This window comes from Chlorobaculum parvum NCIB 8327, from assembly GCF_000020505.1.
Taxonomy (GTDB): domain Bacteria; phylum Bacteroidota; class Chlorobiia; order Chlorobiales; family Chlorobiaceae; genus Chlorobaculum; species Chlorobaculum parvum_A.
In genome coordinates this window covers 120,001-138,414 of record NC_011027.1, presented here as the reverse complement: position 1 = coordinate 138,414, position 18,414 = coordinate 120,001, and the positions used below count along the sequence as shown (strand labels likewise).

At 57.3% G+C, this 18,414-nt stretch carries 21 protein-coding genes (1 of these 21 only partly in view); 7 read left to right on the top strand and 14 right to left on the bottom strand.

What is annotated here, in order from left to right:
- The first annotated feature begins 54 nt into the window (after positions 1 to 54).
- From bchZ to pheS, 6 genes are all read left to right on the top strand, one after another.
- Positions 55 to 1,461: a chlorophyllide a reductase subunit Z gene (bchZ, locus tag CPAR_RS00640; RefSeq protein ID WP_012501382.1), complete on the top strand. Its 1,407-nt coding sequence runs from the start codon at positions 55 to 57 to the stop codon at positions 1,459 to 1,461.
- Positions 1,462 to 1,821: 360 nt separating this feature from the next.
- Positions 1,822 to 3,795, top strand: coding sequence for a threonine--tRNA ligase (gene thrS, locus CPAR_RS00630; RefSeq protein WP_041466214.1), 1,974 nt, complete (start codon positions 1,822 to 1,824; stop codon positions 3,793 to 3,795).
- A 33-nt stretch (positions 3,796 to 3,828) separates the two neighbouring features.
- Positions 3,829 to 4,467: a translation initiation factor IF-3 gene (infC, locus tag CPAR_RS00625; protein ID WP_012501380.1), complete on the top strand. Its 639-nt coding sequence runs from the start codon at positions 3,829 to 3,831 to the stop codon at positions 4,465 to 4,467.
- A gap of 47 nt (positions 4,468 to 4,514) precedes the next feature.
- Positions 4,515 to 4,709, top strand: a complete 195-nt coding sequence (gene rpmI / locus CPAR_RS00620) for a 50S ribosomal protein L35 (RefSeq protein WP_012501379.1) — start codon at positions 4,515 to 4,517, stop codon at positions 4,707 to 4,709.
- A 32-nt stretch (positions 4,710 to 4,741) separates the two neighbouring features.
- Positions 4,742 to 5,089: a 50S ribosomal protein L20 gene (gene rplT / locus CPAR_RS00615; RefSeq protein WP_012501378.1), complete on the top strand. Its 348-nt coding sequence runs from the start codon at positions 4,742 to 4,744 to the stop codon at positions 5,087 to 5,089.
- Between the two features lie 27 nt (positions 5,090 to 5,116).
- Entirely contained in the window at positions 5,117 to 6,142 is a 1,026-nt protein-coding gene (gene pheS / locus CPAR_RS00610; RefSeq protein WP_012501377.1) for a phenylalanine--tRNA ligase subunit alpha, read from the top strand.
- A gap of 141 nt (positions 6,143 to 6,283) precedes the next feature.
- On the opposite strand, the gene CPAR_RS00605 is transcribed toward pheS, so the two are convergent.
- The 8 genes from CPAR_RS00605 to CPAR_RS00570 all read right to left on the bottom strand — a co-directional run bounded on the left by CPAR_RS00605 (position 6,284) and on the right by CPAR_RS00570 (position 11,196).
- Positions 6,284 to 6,685, bottom strand: coding sequence for a DUF6858 family protein (locus CPAR_RS00605; protein ID WP_012501376.1), 402 nt, complete (start codon positions 6,683 to 6,685; stop codon positions 6,284 to 6,286).
- 202 nt (positions 6,686 to 6,887) lie between these two features.
- Complete coding sequence (gene rplI, locus CPAR_RS00600) at positions 6,888 to 7,376, bottom strand: 50S ribosomal protein L9 (RefSeq protein ID WP_012501375.1); 489 nt, start codon at positions 7,374 to 7,376, stop codon at positions 6,888 to 6,890.
- Between the two features lie 47 nt (positions 7,377 to 7,423).
- Positions 7,424 to 7,687 (bottom strand): 30S ribosomal protein S18, encoded by a 264-nt coding sequence (rpsR, locus tag CPAR_RS00595; protein ID WP_012501374.1) that lies wholly within the window; start codon positions 7,685 to 7,687, stop codon positions 7,424 to 7,426.
- Positions 7,688 to 7,761: 74 nt separating this feature from the next.
- Complete coding sequence (locus CPAR_RS00590; protein WP_012501373.1) at positions 7,762 to 8,235, bottom strand: single-stranded DNA-binding protein; 474 nt, start codon at positions 8,233 to 8,235, stop codon at positions 7,762 to 7,764.
- A 72-nt stretch (positions 8,236 to 8,307) separates the two neighbouring features.
- The gene (gene rpsF / locus CPAR_RS00585; RefSeq protein ID WP_012501372.1) at positions 8,308 to 8,703 is read right to left on the bottom strand and encodes a 30S ribosomal protein S6; all 396 of its coding nucleotides are present in this window, start codon (positions 8,701 to 8,703) and stop codon (positions 8,308 to 8,310) included.
- Between the two features lie 194 nt (positions 8,704 to 8,897).
- Positions 8,898 to 9,659, bottom strand: a complete 762-nt coding sequence (locus CPAR_RS00580; RefSeq protein WP_012501371.1) for an exodeoxyribonuclease III — start codon at positions 9,657 to 9,659, stop codon at positions 8,898 to 8,900.
- Positions 9,656 to 10,693 (bottom strand): glycosyltransferase family 9 protein, encoded by a 1,038-nt coding sequence (locus tag CPAR_RS00575; protein WP_156773334.1) that lies wholly within the window; start codon positions 10,691 to 10,693, stop codon positions 9,656 to 9,658. The genes CPAR_RS00580 and CPAR_RS00575 overlap by 4 nt, the downstream gene beginning before the upstream one ends.
- Positions 10,672 to 11,196 (bottom strand): tetratricopeptide repeat protein, encoded by a 525-nt coding sequence (locus CPAR_RS00570; protein ID WP_012501369.1) that lies wholly within the window; start codon positions 11,194 to 11,196, stop codon positions 10,672 to 10,674. The genes CPAR_RS00575 and CPAR_RS00570 overlap by 22 nt, the downstream gene beginning before the upstream one ends.
- 194 nt (positions 11,197 to 11,390) lie before the next feature.
- Here CPAR_RS00570 and CPAR_RS00565 point away from each other — a divergent pair, with 194 nt between their 5' ends.
- Entirely contained in the window at positions 11,391 to 12,560 is a 1,170-nt protein-coding gene (locus CPAR_RS00565) for a Fic family protein (RefSeq protein WP_012501368.1), read from the top strand.
- Positions 12,561 to 12,570: 10 nt separating this feature from the next.
- On the opposite strand, the gene CPAR_RS00560 is transcribed toward CPAR_RS00565, so the two are convergent.
- The 6 genes from CPAR_RS00560 to CPAR_RS00535 form a co-directional block, all read right to left on the bottom strand.
- Complete coding sequence (locus CPAR_RS00560; RefSeq protein WP_012501367.1) at positions 12,571 to 12,984, bottom strand: acyl-CoA thioesterase; 414 nt, start codon at positions 12,982 to 12,984, stop codon at positions 12,571 to 12,573.
- Positions 12,985 to 13,013: 29 nt separating this feature from the next.
- On the bottom strand, positions 13,014 to 13,925 hold the full coding sequence (locus CPAR_RS00555; protein WP_012501366.1) for an electron transfer flavoprotein subunit alpha/FixB family protein: 912 nt from the start codon (positions 13,923 to 13,925) through the stop codon (positions 13,014 to 13,016).
- On the bottom strand, positions 13,922 to 14,713 hold the full coding sequence (locus CPAR_RS00550) for an electron transfer flavoprotein subunit beta/FixA family protein (protein WP_012501365.1): 792 nt from the start codon (positions 14,711 to 14,713) through the stop codon (positions 13,922 to 13,924). Before CPAR_RS00550 ends, CPAR_RS00555 begins: the two co-directional genes overlap by 4 nt.
- 27 nt (positions 14,714 to 14,740) lie before the next feature.
- Complete coding sequence (locus CPAR_RS00545; protein ID WP_041466213.1) at positions 14,741 to 15,907, bottom strand: M24 family metallopeptidase; 1,167 nt, start codon at positions 15,905 to 15,907, stop codon at positions 14,741 to 14,743.
- 39 nt (positions 15,908 to 15,946) lie between these two features.
- Positions 15,947 to 17,935, bottom strand: coding sequence for a (Fe-S)-binding protein (locus CPAR_RS00540; RefSeq protein WP_012501363.1), 1,989 nt, complete (start codon positions 17,933 to 17,935; stop codon positions 15,947 to 15,949).
- A 149-nt stretch (positions 17,936 to 18,084) separates the two neighbouring features.
- Positions 18,085 to 18,414 carry the final stretch of a baeRF3 domain-containing protein gene (locus CPAR_RS00535; RefSeq protein ID WP_012501362.1) on the bottom strand. It continues 816 nt past the right edge of the window, so only the last 330 of its 1,146 coding nucleotides appear in the window; the start codon falls outside the window, past its right edge; its stop codon occupies positions 18,085 to 18,087.

The window sequence follows — 18,414 nt, the reverse complement described above, 5'->3', positions numbered from 1 at the left end:
TGTTCCGCTACCCGTCCGCTGAGCCGGGTGGCGCCTGAAATCATTCTACCGATCATGGCAAAAACCGTCAGGGACGAATCCACCGCCAGCGCCTACTGGGCCGCGGTCAACACCTTCTGCGCGCTCGACGACGTGCACGTCATCGCCGACGCGCCGGTTGGCTGCTACAATCTGACCGGCGTGGCCGTCATGGACTACACCGACGCCATTCCCTACCTCGAAAACCTCACGCCCACCAGCCTCACCGAGCGCGAAATCTCCTCGTCCGGCAGCTCCGAAATCGTGCAGGAGACCATCGACAAGCTGAAGGGTTCCGGCAAGCAGCTCATCCTCGTCTCCAGCGCCGAGAGCGAAATGATCGGCAGCGACCACCAGAACATGCTCGCCATGAAGTACCCGTCGGTGCGCTTCTTCGCCTCCGACTCGCTCGGCCAGAACGAGTGGCAGGGGCGCGACCGGGCGCTGGCGTGGCTCTTCGACCAGTTCGACGACGGCCAACCGGCACAGATCGAACCGGGCACGGTGAGCATCATCGGCCCGACCTACGGCTGCTTCAACAGCCCCGCCGATCTCGCGGAACTCAAACGCCTCGTCGCGGGCGCAGGAGGCACGGTGCGGCACGTCTATCCGTTCGAGTCAAAAGCGGCGGACATCGCGAAGCTGAAAAACTCGGCGGCGGTCGTGGTGATGTACCGCGAATTCGGCGCGGCGCTCGCCGAAAAGCTGGGCAGGCCGGTGCTCTACGCGCCGTTCGGCATCGAGGAGACCGACCGCTTCATCGAGGAAGTTGGACGCCTTTGCGGGACGGAGGAAGAGGCGGTGCAGTTCATCGAGGAGGAGAAGCGCACCACGCTCAGCCCGCTATGGGACTTGTGGCGCGGGCCGCAGTCGGAGTGGTTCCCGACCATCCGCTTCGGCGTCGTGGCCAGCAAAAGCTACGCCGACGGCATCAAGCGCGTGCTCGCGGACGAACTCGGAATGCAGTGCCTCTTCAGCCACGACTCGGCGACGGCGGATAACAACGCCGTGCGCGAAGAGATCAAAGCGAAGCAGCCGCAATTCCTCTACGGACGGATGCCCGACAAGATTTACCTCGCCGAACTCGACGCCAAAACCCGTTTCATCCCGGCAGGCTTCCCCGGCCCCATCGTGCGCCGTGCGCTCGGCACCCCCTTCATGGGCCACAGCGGTGTGGTCTGGCTGGTCCAGGAGATTGTCAACGCCCTCTACGACACGCTTTTCAACTTCCTGCCGATCACCCGGCGGCAGCAGGCGGCGGCCCCCGCAAAACCGCTCAAATGGACGCCCGAAGCCAATGCCATCCTCGACGGTATCGTCAAAAAAGCCCCGTTCATCAGCCAGATCTCCTTTGGCCGCGAACTCAAACGCAAAGCCGAAAATCTGGCAGCCTCGCGAGGCGCAGACACCGTCACCCCGGATATTCTGCAACAGTTGGGATAAGCTTTCAACAACTCTGCTAATCCACAATTTCTCCCGTAGGGGCGGGCCTCGCGCTCGCCCTCTTGTCCACCCTGTCGACTTTCGCCCATCGCATTTCCATCAGGGTAACCGCAAGGGTTGCCCCTACAGCAAAATCCCGTCCAGCCAAATCTCTTTTGGAGATTTCAATAATTTTTCGCATTATGCCCAACTTCTTATCGGTACGGGGAACAGACACGCCGCTGATTTTCAGCTCGGCGTCAATAACAGCCCTCCCGTCCGGCGAATACTGACTAAAAGCGGCTGTTTAGATTTTCCTCCTTGACGGGAGAGGGTGACGCTCGATCGCTCACCCTGATAACACGATTTATGGACAACTCAATGTCTGATAGCAGCGAGAGCCGCCAGCAGGTGACCATCACCCTGCCCGACGGTTCTGAACGAACCTTTCCGTTCGGCGTGACCGGGCTGGAAATCGCCTCATCCATCGGCAACAAGCTCGCCAAGGCGGCCCTCGGTTTCACCATCGACGGCAGGCCCTGCGACCTCGACACGCCCGTCACTCGCGACGCGGCGGTCTCGATTGTCACCTTCGACTCTCCGGAGGGCAAGGAGATTTTCTGGCACAGTTCGAGCCACCTGATGGCCCACGCCATCGAGGAGCTGTTCCCCGGCGCGAAGTTCGGCGCTGGCCCGGCCATCGAGCAGGGCTTCTACTACGACATCGCCTGCGAGCACCGCTTTAACGAAGACGATCTCCGCGCCATCGAGGCGAAGATGCTGGAGATCAGCCAGCGCAACCTCAGCATCACCCGCGAGGAGATGCCGCGCGAACAGGCCATCGAATACTTCGCCAACGAGCGCAAGGATCCGTACAAGGTCGAGATTCTCGAAGATACGCTGAAGGAGGTTCCGACGGTTTCGGTCTATTATCAGGACGGATTCGCCGACCTGTGCAGCGGCCCGCACCTGCCCTCAACCGGCAAGGTCAAGGCGGTGCTGCTCACCAATATTTCGTCATCGTACTGGCGTGGCGACTCGTCGCGCGAAACGATGCAGCGCATCTACGGCATCACCTTCCCGAGTGACAAGCTGCTCAAGGAGCACGTCGCCCGCATGGAGGAGGCCCGCAAGCGTGACCACCGCAAGCTCGGCGCGGAGCTGGGGCTGTTCATGCTGACCCCGGAGGTCGGTAGCGGCCTGCCGATCTGGCTGCCGAACGGCGCGATCATCCGCAACGAACTCGAAACCTTCCTGAAAGCCGAGCAGCGCAAGCGCGGCTACGTGCCGGTTTACACGCCGCACATCGGCAACATCGAGCTGTACAAGCGTTCGGGCCACTACCCGTACTACAGCGATTCGCAGTTCCCGCCGCTCACCTACAAGGACGAGACGGGCCGCGAAGAGCAGTACCTGCTCAAGCCGATGAACTGCCCGCACCACCACCTGATCTACAGCCAGACGCTGCGCAGCTACCGCGACCTGCCGATCCGGCTGACCGAGTTCGGCACCGTCTATCGCCACGAGCAGTCCGGCGAGCTGAACGGCCTGGTGCGCGCGCGCGGCTTCACGCAGGACGACTCGCACATCTACTGCCGTCCCGACCAGCTCGTTGACGAAATCTGCAACGCCATCGATCTGACCCGCTTCGTCTTCAATACGCTCGGCTTCGACGACGTCGAAACGCGCCTGTCGCTGCACGATCCGGAGAACCAGTCCAAGTACGGCGGCACCGCCGAGGTGTGGGAGCAGGCCGAGAAGGATGTGAAGGAAGCCGCCGACCGCATGGGCATCAAGTACTTCATCGGCATCGGCGAGGCGAGTTTCTACGGGCCGAAAATCGACTTCATCGTGCGCGATGCGATTGGCCGCAAGTGGCAGCTCGGCACCGTGCAGGTCGATTACGTCATGCCGGAGCGCTTCGATTTGAGCTACATCGGCAGCGACGGCCAGAAGCATCGCCCGGTGGTGATTCACCGCGCGCCGTTCGGCTCGATGGAGCGCTTCATCGGCGTCCTGATCGAGCACACGGCAGGCAACTTCCCGCTCTGGCTCGCGCCGGTGCAGGTCGCCGTCCTCCCGATTGCCGAGGACGTGCACGACTACGCTCGCGAGGTGTACGCCAAGCTGCACGCAGCAGGCATCCGCGCTGAACTCGACCTGCGCAGCGAGAAGATCGGCAAGAAAATCCGCGAGGCGGAAGTCTCGAAAATTCCCGCCATGCTCATCATCGGCAGGAACGAGCAGGAGAAGGGCGAGGTATCGCTGCGCCGTCACCGTAAAGGCGACGAAGGCAGCTTCGGCGTTGACGAGCTGATCGCCAGGCTCCGTGAAGAAATTGACCAGCGAAGCTAAATCATCCCGGTTTTAACAACCAACCATGATCGAATGAGAAAAAAGAGAACAGCACCCCAGAAATCGAAACCTTCCTACAGGGTCAACGAGCAGATTCGCGTGCCTGAAGTGCGCGTCGTCCTGCCCGAAGGAGGCATGCAGATCATGAAAACGCAGGACGCACGCCGCCTGGCCCAGGATCGCAACCTCGACCTCATTGAAGTGCAGCCGAATGCTCAGCCGCCCGTTTGCAAGCTTGAGAACTACGGAAAGCTGATCTACAAGATGGACAAGAAGGACAAGGACCTCAAGAAAAAGCAGAAGACCACGTCGCTCAAAGAGCTGAGGTTCCATCCCAATACCGACAAGCACGATTTCGATTTCAAGACCGCGCACCTCGAAGAGTTTCTCCGCAAGGGCAACCGCGTCAGGGCAACCATCGTGTTCCTCGGCCGTTCGATCATCTACAAGGACAAAGGTTTCGAACTTGCCAATCGTCTGACCGAACGGCTCAGCACGGTCGCCAACCGGGATGGCGAGCCCAAGTTCGAGGGCAAAAAGCTCTTCGTCTATTTCGAACCCGACAAGAAAAAAATCGAGCAGTTCGAAAAGCAGAGGGCTATGGCTGAAAAGATTGCGTCATTGCCACCGCTACCGCCGGATAATTCCGGAGAGCCGGAAGACGACGAATAAACGAACAATACTGATAAGCACGACTTTTATCATTTAAACTGACGATCATGCCTAAAATGAAATCACACCGCGGTGCCTGCAAGCGATTCAAGGCCACCGGTTCCGGAAAAGTCAAACGCGAGCGTATGAATGGCTCTCATAACCTGGAGCACAAGAACCGCAAACGTACCCGCCGTCTCCACCAGTCAACGCTGGTCGATTCGACAAAAGAGAAGCAGATCAAGAGAATGATCCTCGCCTGAGACAAGTCTATAAACATTAATTCGATACCACGATGCCTAAATCAACCAATTCCGTCGCCTCGAAAGCCAGAAGGAAGAGGATTCTCAATAAAGCCAAAGGATACTGGGGTTCACGCGGCAACGTGCTGACCGTCGTCAAGCACGCCGTTGACAAAGCCGAGCAGTACGCCTACCGCGACCGCCGCGTCAAGAAAAGAACGTTCCGTTCGCTCTGGATCATGCGCATCAACGCTGCTGCCCGCCAGAATGGCGTGTCGTACTCGCGCCTGATGGATGCCATCCACAAAAAGAACATCGAGATCGACCGCAAAGCGCTGGCCGAAATCGCCGTAAAGGATCCGGAAGCATTTGCGATGATCGTCAAATCGGCTCTCGATTAATTATTTGGTAATGATGTAACGCACCCTATGGAGTCACAAATTCAACAACTGCAGCAGGAGATCGACGAATACCAGATCCGGAACGCCGGTGAACTCGAAGCCTTCAAGCTTGAGTTCACCGTGCGCAAGGGGAAAATCGCCGGCCTGTTCGGCCAGCTCAAAACCGTCGATTCCGCTGACAGACCTCGCATAGGGCAGTTGCTCAACGCGCTCAAGCAGGCTGCTGAGAAGAAGATAGAAGAAGCTGAAAGCTGCTTTGCGCAGAAAGCTGACGCTGACGCGCCGTCAATCGACCTCTCCCTGCCGGGACGCCGCTCGTTCTGCGGCTCTGAACATCCGGCGCAGAAGGTGCTGGGCGACATGAAGCGAATCTTCACCGCGATGGGGTTCAGCATTGCTACTGGGCCGGAGCTTGAACTCGACGAGTACAACTTCGACCGACTGAACTTTCCGCCGAACCATCCGGCGCGCGACATGCAGGACACTTTTTTCATCACCCGCGGCCAGCCCGATGGTGACGTTCTGCTCCGTACGCACACCTCGCCGGTACAGGTTCGGGTGATGCTCGACGAGAAACCGCCGATCAGGGTGATCTGCCCCGGCAAGGTTTATCGCAACGAAGCCATCAGCGCCAGAAGCTACTGCGTCTTCCACCAGCTCGAAGGTCTGTACATCGATAAGAACGTGTCGTTCGCCGACCTGAAAGCCACCATCTACTCGTTCGCCCGCCAGATGTTCGGCAGCGACGTGAAGCTCCGGTTCCGTCCAAGCTTTTTCCCCTTCACCGAGCCATCGGCCGAGGTGGACGTCACCTGCTACCTGTGTGGCGGCAAAGGATGCCGTGTCTGCAAGAAGTCGGGCTGGCTTGAAATCATGGGCTGCGGCATGGTGCACCCGAACGTGATGAAGAACTGCGGCATCGATCCCGAAGAGTGGACCGGCTACGCTTTCGGCATGGGTGTTGATCGCACAGCGCTCTTGCGCTACAAGATCGACGACATCCGGCTCCTGTTTGAAAACGATGTCCGGATGCTCAGCCAGTTTACAGCCTGACAACTTCCCGGACTGGATTGTTGCGAAGGTGTCTTTTCGATACCTGAACAGCCAAGCGCGGAATTGCCCGCGGGACTAAAGTGAAAAAGCCTCATGAACACCGTGCTCATGAGGCTTTTTTATTGCTTACTGGTTCCGGAATCAGGCGGGGACCGGGTTTCTCAATGCCAACGTCCACTCCTCCATCGATGCGTTGGCCACCGGATTGGGAGCTTCCAGGAAGCTTATCACGAAATGGCCATCCATTTCAGCCACTCCGATCGAGCGGGGGCGAACGGCGAGCATTTTGGGACTCATCAGCTCTTTTCCAAAACAGAACACAATATTTTTTCCGCCGCTGATCCCTTCGCCTATTTTCCCATCTTCCAGCGATGAGGTGTGGGCATAATGATCAAATTCACCAATGAGCACCGCTACCGGATGCTCTTCGATTTTCTGACGGAAGTAGGCTATGATGTCATCGACGCCGCGACAACTCGTCTCTTCTTTGTCAAGCTCCAGAATGTAGATGGGATATTTTTCCTGAAGAAGAGTTTGTTTCATAATGCTCTCCCTTGTTTGGATGGGTAAATACTACGCAATGCACGGCTTGAGCGGAAGAGAGGCCGTCTAATTAAATGGTACACCAGCCCCGATGATTTTACAACAACCGAACAGAAAAAAGCCTCATGACCGGCGGGCCATGAGGCTTTTTGTTTCCAGATTTTTCGGAAATGTTTTACCGAAAAAAACTGAAAGGATCCGATTACTCTCCAGCTTCAGGAGCTTCGGCAGTTTCCACTGCTTCGGCACCCTCGGCGCCAACCACGATGTTCAGCTTTGCAGCAATGTCCATATAGATTTTCGCTACAGCCTCGTATTTACCGAGCGCCTTGATCGGAGCTTCGAGCTGGATTTTACGGCGGTCGATCTCGACGCCCTGCGCCTTGAGCGCATCGGCAATGTCGCCAGAAGTTACCGTACCGAACAGCTTGCCCGACTCACCAGCCTTGGTGGAAATGTTGAGCGTCATCTGCTCAATTTTGGCTGACAGTTCGCGAGCCTCTTTGCGACGCTGTTCGATTTTGTGCGCCTGCTGCTTCTTTTCGGTTTCAAGCGCTTTGAGGGTGCCTTCGGTAGCTCTGATGGCAAAGCCCTGGGGAATCAGGTAGTTATTGGCATACCCGTTCTTGACGGTGACCACTTCACCGGCATCGCCAAGGGTTGCCACATCTTTTCTTAAAATTATTTTCACGGTCAGTTTCCTCGTTCTGAATAATTAAAACTTTTGTGGACAACCACTTATTTGTACTCGTCTGCCACGTAGGGGATGATGGCCAGGAACCTTGCCCATTTGATCGAATGGGTCAACAGGCTCTGCTCTTTTGCCGACAGACCGGTAATACGGCGGGGAATGATTTTTCCCTGGTCGTTGATAAAGCGCTTCAGCTTTCTTTCGTCACGATAGTCAAAAAACACAACCTGATTTTTCGACACTTTCTTTTTTGATGCCAGGGCATTGCCAAGCGATTTGTTGCCCTTTGCCTTATGTGGTTTCTGTCTCATTGATCTTGTTCAGAATTTAACTTGCATGATCACGTGCTTCGTTGCAGCCTTACGGCATCGAAGCGCGACTTGTCTCAGTCGGAAGTGAGGTATTTGTACTCATACATGTGTCCTTCGTCGTCCACATGCCTGTGATGCGTTTCATGCGCATCATCTTCGATGAAGCCTTCGTCGTCGTAGTCTCCCTCGTCGCTCTTCTTCCTTTTGTTGAGGAACTGGATCCTCCGTGCCTTGATTTCGACCACGGTTCTCGATGTACCATCCTGGGCTTTCCAGGTGCGGCTCTGCAACTCTCCGTCAACCAGGACAGCCGAGCTTTTTCTCAGGTTGTCACGGCAGCTTTCAGCGAGCTTGTTCCAGGCGACGACACCGACGTAGCAGACATCTTCCTGCCACTGATGGTTGCTGTCCCTGAAACGGCGATTGCACGCAATGGAAAAATTCACAACTGGCGTTCCACCTGAATTGGTCTGTCTGAAGACCGGGTCTTTGGTAAGGTTGCCGGCAATAATGACGCTGTTGATTTCAGGCATTTTCAGTTCCGCCATAGCATCTTCTCCTTTTTGTTCTCAAATGGTATCGTAATCATCATTCATTCAAAAACCGTCATCGATCTGCGGTCAGCTTTTGGCTGTCGATTCGGATTCAGGCTCAGCCTGGTCTTCCGGGCTGCCAAGCATGACGCTGTACTTCTCGACGCGCTTGCGCATTTCGAGCAGCGGGGAGCTCAGCTGGATGATGAGGAACCGCAGGATGTTTTCTTCGTAGCGGAACACACGCTCGATTTCGGCGATTGCAGACGGAGCTGCGTCGAACTCGATGTGCGCATAGTATCCAACGGATGACTTGCCGATGAGGTAGGCCATTTTTCTTCTTCCGACTTCCAGAACATTGTTGATCACGCTGCCCTGGTCGGTGATGGTCTTTTTGACCAGCTCCATGGCTGCGGCAATGGCATCGTCCTGAAGGCCGCCGTCAATGATGACGGTGCATTCGTACTGCTTGAGTTTGTTCATAGCGCAATGGTTCTTGAGTGATGTCAAACTGCGCAAATGGCGGAAAGCAGGTATTGCGCATCCCTGCTTTCGCGGCTTCATGCCACGCATGAACACCGTTTGCGTTTTAGGACATCCAAAGTAAGAATATTAATTCAGTTTTCCAACGCGCAACTGACGAGCGATGGCTGCCGGATGGAAGGGCTGAAAACCGATCAGAACGCAAGCTCCACCGACACCGGAGCGTGGTCGGAACTCTTCTCGTCGAGATCGACCGAAACGCCGGAAACCTTGCCGGCAAGCGCGGGGGAGAGGTAGATGCAGTCGATGCGCCAGCCGAGGTTGCGCTCGCGGGCGAACTTCCAGTTGGGCCACCAGGTGAACAGGTCCTTCTTGTCGGGATTCAGCTCGCGGACAATGTCGTGCAGGCCGAGTTCGAGATGCGCCTCGATGGCCGAGCGCTCCTCGGGGCGCAGGCCGGTTGCGCCGGGCTTGTTTTGCGAACGATGCACGTCGATCTCCGTGAGCGCCACGTTCATGTCGCCGGCCAGAATGACCTCCTGCCCCTCAGCAATGAGGCTGGCGATATATTCCTTCAGATCCGCAAGATAGCGAAGCTTCACCGCGTAGTGCTCCGCGCCGTTGCCACGAGGAACATAGGTGCCGATCAGGGTGAATTGCGGAGCGTGCAGCACGAGCGTGCGGTTCTCCACATCGAACGGCGGTACTTCGCAACTGACATCGCCGAGACTCTCCTCGCGGACCAGCAGGCCGACGCCGCTGTACCCTTTTTTGAACGACGAGCCGTTCCAGAATTTCCTGTAACCGGCAAAATCTGTGATCGTTTCGGGAATCTCCTCCTCGCGCGCCTTCACCTCTTCGAGCACGACGAAGTCCGGCTTGCGGCTGTCGAGCCACGCAGCGAGCGCCTCCTGCCGGGCGCGGATACCATTGATATTCCAGGTATAGATATTCATGCTGAGTTCTTGTTGAGCGTTTCGACGATGCGTGCCGCAATGGGCTCTGGCGCGATCTCCATCATGCAGCGGAAGTGCCGTTTCGGGCATTTGCTTCGACCAATATGCGAGCAAGGTCGGCAAGAAAGTCCCGGCGTCTCGAACAGCTCGTACTCCGTACCCCACGGCATGAAACCGAACTCTTTGACCGAGGAACCGAAAATGACGAAGAGCTTTTTGCCGAATGCCGAGGCGATGTGCATCAGCCCGGTGTCGTTGGTGAGCACCGCATCAACTCTGGAGAGCAACGCGGCAGATTGCATGAGACTGGCCTTTCCGGCGAGCGACAGCACGCGGCTTCGCACCGTGTCGGGAAGCATCGCAATTAATTTCTTGGCCTCCGGTTCGTCCTCCTTGCCACCGAGCAGCAACACGCGCGCCGGGGTTTCGGAGGTGACGATTTCGATGATCCGGGCGAAGCGTTCGAGTGGATAGCGCTTGGTGAAGTGGTTCGCCCCGAAGCAGACTGCAAGCACCGGGCCGTCCGCACCGAGGACATCGGCGGCAAAGGCGCGATCCTCCGGCGACGGATAGAGGCTGCACGGCGCGGTGACTTTTGGCGCAAGAACCGCAAGACCGTCGAGCGCCTCGCCATACCGTTCGACAACCGACTGGTAGCCATCCGAAACGTTGATCTTGAACTGCACTAGGAAGAGCTTTTTCCAGTTGCGCTTGTGGTAGCGAGTGACCTTGCCCACCCGGAGTTTTCGGACGAGGGCGCGCGAGCGCCGATTGTTTTGCAGATCGACCACCAGCTCGTACGACGCGCCGGGCGTAAGCGACTCCGGCGTCACGACCGATGACACGGCTGGATTCGACGCGACGAGTGGCGCGAAGGGCGCCTTGGTGCAGTAGTCGATCCGCGCATCCGGAAGCGCACGATGCAGCTCGGACAGGACGGGCGTCGTCAGCACGATGTCACCGATGGCGCTGAGCCGCACAACGAGCACACGCCGGATCGCGCCGGGTTCGGTCACGACCAGAACTCCCACCAGGCTTTGTAGCCCGGCTTTTTGTGCTGATTCGACGCGCCGATTTTGGTGATGCGTTCAGAGGCGACCTCTTTCATCCGCTCCTTACCGGGGGTTTCGCCCTTGCGCTCTTCGATCATCTCGACCACCTTCTTGAACTCCGGAAGCGCCTCTGAGCCCCGTCCGAGGCCGTCGAGCGCCAGCGCGCGGCTATAGACCGCCGAAATCCAGAGTTTGCCTTCGTCCTGATTCAACTCCCCGCGGCGATTGAAGTGGTGCAACGCTTTGTCGGCGGATTCGAGCGCTTCGCCGAACGAGCCAAGCCCTGCCAGCGCCTCGGCCAGCCCGGCATGGCAGAACGCATCGAACCCGGCGTGATCGAACGCCTCTTCAGGTGGCATCGTATGCGAAATCTCCATCGCCTTGCGGCAGTTGGACGCTGCTTCGTCATACGCGCCTGCGACCAACTGCCGCTGCGCCTCCGAAAGCGCCAGATACGCCCCGGCAACCTCTTTGAGTGGTTTCATAAGCAGATAAAAAAATGAAAACAGTATGGCAAATCATAGAACGAAAGGAAGGAGTTAAATCCCTACTGAAGATTGCCTGAAGTTTCTTTAACGATTCTCTAACATTTTGTTAACAAAAATGAACGGCCATCTCAAGCTAATAGTTTATACTGCATAGTGTTGAGTGTAACAAAATCACTAACATTTCTGGTGACATGAAAGAGGTTATGACCTTTAAAGCTGGCAAATTCGTCTTTTGCGACCAGTACGACAAGCCCCGGATCGAGAAGCTGCTTGTCGAAGCGAAAACGCTGAGCGACGCTATCCATGACCTGCCAATTCTGCCAAAGTGGGCGTCGAAGATTGATCCGGAACTTCTTTACAGTTCGGTCGCCGGAACCGCCGCTATCGAAGGAAATTCCCTCAACGCCGAGGAGGTCAGAGAACTTGATGAGGGGAAAATACCCGATGAAGGCCATACGGCAAAAGACAGACTTGAGATTACCAACCTGATCGACGCTTACAAGATGATTGACCAGCAAACAACAAAACCATCGAAGACGAATGCTCTTGCCGTTGCATTGTTTTTAAATCCAAATATTCTTGCTGAATCTCACATTCGTGATCTGCACCGGCAGATTACAAGCGGCTTGCCGTATGAGGACAACATTCCCGGTACGTACCGCAACGGCATGGTCAAGATTGGCGACAAAGCGCATGGCGGCATTTATACGCCGCCAAAAATCATCGAGGATATCGAGATGCTCATGCGGGAGTTCATCGACTGGATCAACAGCGACGAACTCCTCAACGAACACGTGTTTGTCCGGGCGGCGCTGGCCCATTACCATTTTTCTTTGATTCACCCCTTTTGGGATGGCAACGGGCGTGTAGCTCGTTTGATCGAAGCCAAGCTGCTTCAGTCAGCGGGAATCCGCTACGTCCCCAAGATGCTCTCGAACTACTACTACCGGAATGTGGATGACTATTACAGTGCCTTTTCGGACAGCATCAAAGCAAAAAAGGATGTTACGCCATTTATTGAATTCAACCTGCGCGGAGTGATCGAATCGTTACAGCAGATGCAAAGTCGTATCGCACTACTCATACGAGGACTCGTGATGCGAGATTATCTCCATTTTCTCAGCAGCAAAAAATCGATTTCCAAAAGGCAGAACGATCTGATCACGCTTCTGCTCGATGACTCATCCGGCAAACCGTTCACGCTTCACGATCTTCAAACTGCCTTGCCCTATTCGATTCTTTATCGAAAAGTCTCCGAGATGACAGCGCGGCGTGACCTGAAAAATCTGCTCGAACGGAAACTGCTCACCGTCGATGCCGACGGGCGTTACTCGCTGAACCTGCGCAGCTTCGACTCGTAATCATCGTCCTTCATCCTCCCGCCTGCATCAGCCGGTCGAGCTCTGCGGGAATTTGCGGGCGGCCCCTTTCGTTGAGCGCAGTGCCGATAATTTTAGCTTTGATGGCAGGCTTCATGTCCGGCAGGCGCAGAATGTCCTGATAAAATGCGAAGCGCAACGGCGACTCGCGCACCATCGTCAGGCCAACCATGAAACGGTCGCCGCTTTGTAGCGGGGATTTGTAGTCAAGCTCGGCGCGTACGACCACGAGGTTGATGCCTTGTTCGGTGAACTCTTTGAAATCGATTCCGACCGTTTTGAGATACACGTGCCGAGCATGTTCAAGGTAATTCTGATAAACGCTGTTGTTGACGATGCCCTGCATGTCACACTCGTAGTCGCGCACCTCCATCTCATAGGTGAAGGCGTAGTGTCCTGATTTCATCCGATGTTGCGTTACTGTTGATACAAAAATCACCGTTTCTCCAGCGCCTCGACGAGGGCGGGCAGAAACTCCGCCACGTCGGCCACTACGAGTACATCCGCCACGCTGGCGATGGGCGCATCGCGGTCGGTGTTGACGGCGAGCACGATGCCGGAGCCTTTCATGCCGGCAAGATGCTGGATCGCGCCGGAGATGCCGCACGCCACGTAGAGTGCAGGCGAGACGCTCTGGCCGCTCGTGCCGATCTGTCGGCTTCGGTCGAGCCATCCGGCATCGACCGCCTGGCGGCTCGCGCCAACCTCACCGCCGAGCGCCGAAGCGAGCGCTTCGACCAGCGCGACCTGATCGGCGCTGCCCACGCCACGCCCGGCGCTGACGATCACCTCGGCGCGAGTGAGATCAACGCCCGCTTCCGGCTGACGGCAACCGACGAACTTGATCGCGCTTTCCGATGAGGTGTCAAGCTTGATCACTTCGGGTTGGGCGTCCATTTTCAGAGCCTCGAACGCTCCGGGCTGAAGGGTCAGCACGGCAACCGGCGTCTCCGGGTGCACCGTACGGAGCATCTTGCCGTTGCAGCTCTCGACCACGTAGCCACCATCGTCGATGCCGACGACTCCGGAAACCTGTGCCGTCTGCATTGCAGCAGCGATCCTCGGAGCTAAATCCCAGCCATAGGACGAGTGGAGAAAAACGACGACGTCCGGTTGCTCGCCTTCGATGGCCTCAAACACCAGTCGTTTATGCACGTCGGGCTGGTATTCGCCATACGTTTCGAGATCGGCAAGATAGAACCGTCCATCGAAAGCGGGAAGATCGTCAGCCGATCCAACCAGAACCATGCTCACTTCTGCATCGAGCCGGGCAGCAAATCCGAACAGCTCAGCGGTTTCGGCGGCAAGCCGTCCGTCGCGGTACTCGCCAACAAGCAGCAGCTTCATCGCGCGCCTCCCTTGCCGAGCACAGCGGTTTTCGTTTCGAGAATTTCGCGCACCTGAACAGCAAGCATCTGGACATCTCCCTCCAGCACCACACCGGCGGTTTTTCGTTCGTGAAGTCGGAATTTCGTTGAGCGAGTCTTCGGTTTTTCAAGCCCGAGCTCTTCCGGAGTGAGGATAGTCAATGCCTTCCGTTTGGCCTTCATGATGCTGGGCAGATTCGGGTAACGCGGCGAATTGAGACCCTGCTGACAGGTGAGTAGAGCCGGTGACTTCAGGCGAATCGAGCAATTTCTTCCGCCCTCGATTTCGCGTTCGACGGTGATTTCACCGTCCCGCCATCCGAAGGCCGTGATGCCGGTCACGCAGGGGACGCCGAGCCGCTCAGCGATGAGTACGCCGACCTGCGCCGAGCTGCGGTCTTCGGACTGCATTCCGGTGAAAACGAGGTCGAAGCCGCGCCCGGCGGCAAACCCGGCAATCATCGAAGCGATCTGCCAGGGATCGCGCTCCGGAGCATCGGCATCGTCGATGTGTACGCCCTCGTCGCACCCCATCGCGATGGCTTTGCGAATCGTCTCAACTACCCTTGCCGGGCCGATCGAGAGCACCGTCACCTCGGCCTCACCGCCGAGCTGCTCCTTCAGCCGCACGGCCTCTTCGACTGCAAAAGTGTCGTACTCGTTCATCCTCCAGGCATGTCCGGCCTCATCGAACCAGGTGGCGGCCTCATTCGGTTCGAAGTGCCCGGCCATGTCTGGCACCTGTTTGATACAGACAAGAATATTCATGACAACATCATACAAATTTCCTTGAACTTAAAGCTGAACCAAGTCATCGGCCAGTTCCGTCAGCCGCTCGCCACCCGTTTCGGTTACGGCAAAAGTGTTTTCGATACCGATCGCCCCTTTGCCGGGAAACACGAATTTCGGTTCAACGGCCACCACCTGCCCCTTCTGCAACGGAAAGGCGAAGCCCTGTGCCAGCACCGGCAGCTCGTCAAGTTCGAGCCCTACGCCGTGGCCGACAAAGCGTGACTGCTCGCCCGGCATTCCCATAAAGTTGCCACCAAGCCCGGTATCTTCAGCCATTGCAGCGGCTTGCTGATACACCTCCTCGCAGATCGCTCCAGGCACCATCGCGTTGCGCACGGCCTCCTGAATCTGAAGCGAAACCTCGAACGCACGCCGCAATTCCGCGTCGAGCTTGCCGATTACGAACATGCGGGTCATATCGACGAGATAGCCGTCGAACAAGCCAACAAAATCGAGAAGCACCGGAATATTCTCCCGGATCACCTCAAACGAAGCCCCCTGCGGCGCAGCGCTCGACAACCCTTTGCCGGTAACAGCTCCATCGAAAAAGCCGTAGCTTGCCGCGCCGCCCGACACGGCCATGCCACCGAACAACTCCTGATTGAACGCCCGCATCCGCACGAATCCCTCGTGACCAAGACGGCGCAACCGGTACTCCATTTCAGCGGCAAGGTCAAGCTCGCGCATACCTGCCTTCAGGAATGAGGGCACTTCCCGGAAAACCGAAATGAGCTTGTCCGCACTCCGCCGAATCAGCTCGATCTCGGCTGGGGATTTAACGGAACGCTGATCCCGGACAATCATGGAACAATCCACGAAGCGGCGGCCCGGCAGTACTTTCGAATACCAGCCATGCTGCTGCACCGGAACGGCATCGAAAGTCATACCGACCGTGTCGCCTTCGCCACCGAGCAGTGCGGACAACTCCTTGCTCTTCGGAAACGGGCGAATATCATCGATCAGCCCTTCGGCACGTGCGCGCTCAAGGCTTTTGCGCACCAGCAGCACGGGCTCGCCCTCCACGGGAACCCAGAGCGCCGAGTTCTGCCGCGTGCCGGTGAAGTAATAGATGTCGGACGGCATCAGAAGCAGCGCAGCCTGCATGCCGCCCGCTGCAAGACGCGCTTGCAGGCGCGTGGTGCGTTCTTTGATTTCGGTGCGAGTAACCAACATGCGTCTCATTTTAACGTTGGAAAAACAGCTGATCCCTCATTTTCGATCGATGCTGCGCGCGACGATTTCGGCAAGATCGTATGCCTTGATTGGTTCACGGCTATCCGCGCGTTTGAGACCATCTTCGAACATGCTCAGGCAGAACGGACAGGCCGAAACGAGGCTCTTGGCGCCAGTTTGACGTGCCTGCCGCAACCGCTCATCGACAATCGGCGTGCCGAGCTTCTCTTCGGCGAGAATGCGCCCGCCGCCAGCCCCGCAGCAGAAGCCATTCTTGCCGAATGCTGCCATCTCGACGAGCTTGATACCGGCAGCACGAACAACCTCACGCGGCTCTTCGGCAATCTCCTGATAACGGGCAAGATAGCAGGAATCGTGGAAAGTCGCCGTAAAGCGCTCAGGCTTCAGCTTGAGCTTTCCGTCATTGATCAATCGCGCAATGAAAGTCGAGTGGTGCTCAACCGGCAGATCGAGGCCGAGTTCACGGTAATCCCGCGCGAGGGTGTTGAAGCAGTGCGGGCAGGCGGTCACGATGCGCCGCGCTCCGGATGCCCGGATGGCCTCGATGTTGCTGTCGGCCACCATCCGGTAGAGGTACTCGTTGCCAAGCTTCCTCGCTGGCTCGCCGCAGCAGCGCTCCGCACCACCGAGAATAGCCACCGTCACACCCGCCGCCTCGCAGATTCGTACAAAGCTTTCAGCCACCTTGCGATTGCGCGGGTCGTGCGAAGCGTAGCAGCCGGTGAAATAGAGAATATCCGCATCGCACTTCCCTTTGATGATACTCACTGGTAGGCCTTTGGCCCAGTCACCCCGCGACGTGGCGGAGAGGCCGAAGGGATTGCCGTTCACCTCGATCGCCTCGCAGGCTCGACGGGCTTCGTCGCCGGGGAACTCGCCCTCCATGAGCGCAAGGCTGCGCCGCATTTCGATGATCTTGCCGATATGCTCGATGCTTGCCGGACAAATCTGCTCGCAAGCGCGGCAGGTCGTGCACGACCAGAGAGCATCGCGAGAGACTTTTTCTACCAGCCCTTTGCCGTTTTCGTTGCCGGCCAGCTCGCCGATGTCCGTAATCACCTTCATCGGCGAAAGCGGCTTGCCGGTCAGGTGGGCCGGGCAACGCTGCTGGCAGCGGCCACACTGCATGCAGGCATCGGTATCGAACAGATCTTTCCAGCTGAGATCGCTGACCACCGATGCACCGAACTGCTCGATATGCTCATCTTCCAGATCGATCGCGGAATAGGTCCCCGTCGGCTCATGCGGTTCGAGCAAGCTACCACCGCTCGTGGTGGCAAGGTGGCGCAGCTTCGTGCGGGGAATGACGGCCAGGAAGCCAAGTCCGAACAGCAGATGAAGCAGCCAGAAGCCTTTATGCGCCCCTCTGACAAGGTGCTCATCCATACCGAGAAACGGACGGGCGAACACCGCACCGACCGGCGACCATGCCGCCAGCGCCGGATTGTCACGCACTTCGGTGACGGCCATCCGGGCGCCTTCGATCAGAAAGCCGGAAAAAAGGATAGCGAACAGCAGCAGGTGAATGGCAACATCAGCAGAAGAAGTTTCCAGCCCGGCAGGCTTGATGATGAATCGCCGAACAGCCAGCGCTGCGAGCGCCAGCATGGCCGCAAGCCCGGCAAGGTCGAGCACAAACGAATAGAGCCGGTAGAAGTCGCCGGAGAGCAGGTTCACGCTGAAAAGAGGAGCCAGCAGGTCGGCCTGCAGCATCACCAGCACGGTGCCGATGAAGAGCAGCAGAAAGCCCCAGAACAGCAACGCATGAGGCAACCCACCCTGCATCACGTTCAGCACCTTTCGCTGGCTCAGGGCGTCGGTAATGAAGTGTGCCAAACGCTGCTGAAGATGATCAAAGCGATCCAGCGACTTTCCTTTTTGCCAGAGGGCGATCCGCTCCCTGAATCCATAAACCATCACGGCAACAGCCGCCAACGCCATCAGGTACATGAGAGCAACCGTCCCGTGATCGATATTCCAGTAGATTTCTCTGGTTGCTTCCATTCAGTCAGGAATAGCTTGATGGGGTTGAACAATCCGGATGAGCAAGCCCATCCCTGAATCGCCAATATAAAAGTTAAGGGCGGAAACCGGAACGTCCCGCCCTTTTGGTCTGGCATTCACCAATCAGATAATTTGATGATATGAGAAGATCAGGCGTGCCGGAAGATGGCCGCAGCCCCCGATTCGGTGGGCATCCGTTCAGGCAGCAGCACAATGACTTCGCCACCTCGGGCAAGCACGGCAGCGCCCATTTCTTCGAGCACATCGCGGCCTGAAGCCTGTGAAGCCTCATCGAGCAGGATGTCGCCGGATGCCGGGTCGATCTGGCCTGGCCAGAATTTCCGGCCATCGAGCAGCAGGAGAGAAACGTTCCCCGCAACGGCAGCAGTTGCGATGGCATACGGATTGTCTGAGCCAAGATTCTTGCCTTCAGCTTCTCTGAACCGGGCGATCATCTGATCGATCTTCTGCTCCCGATA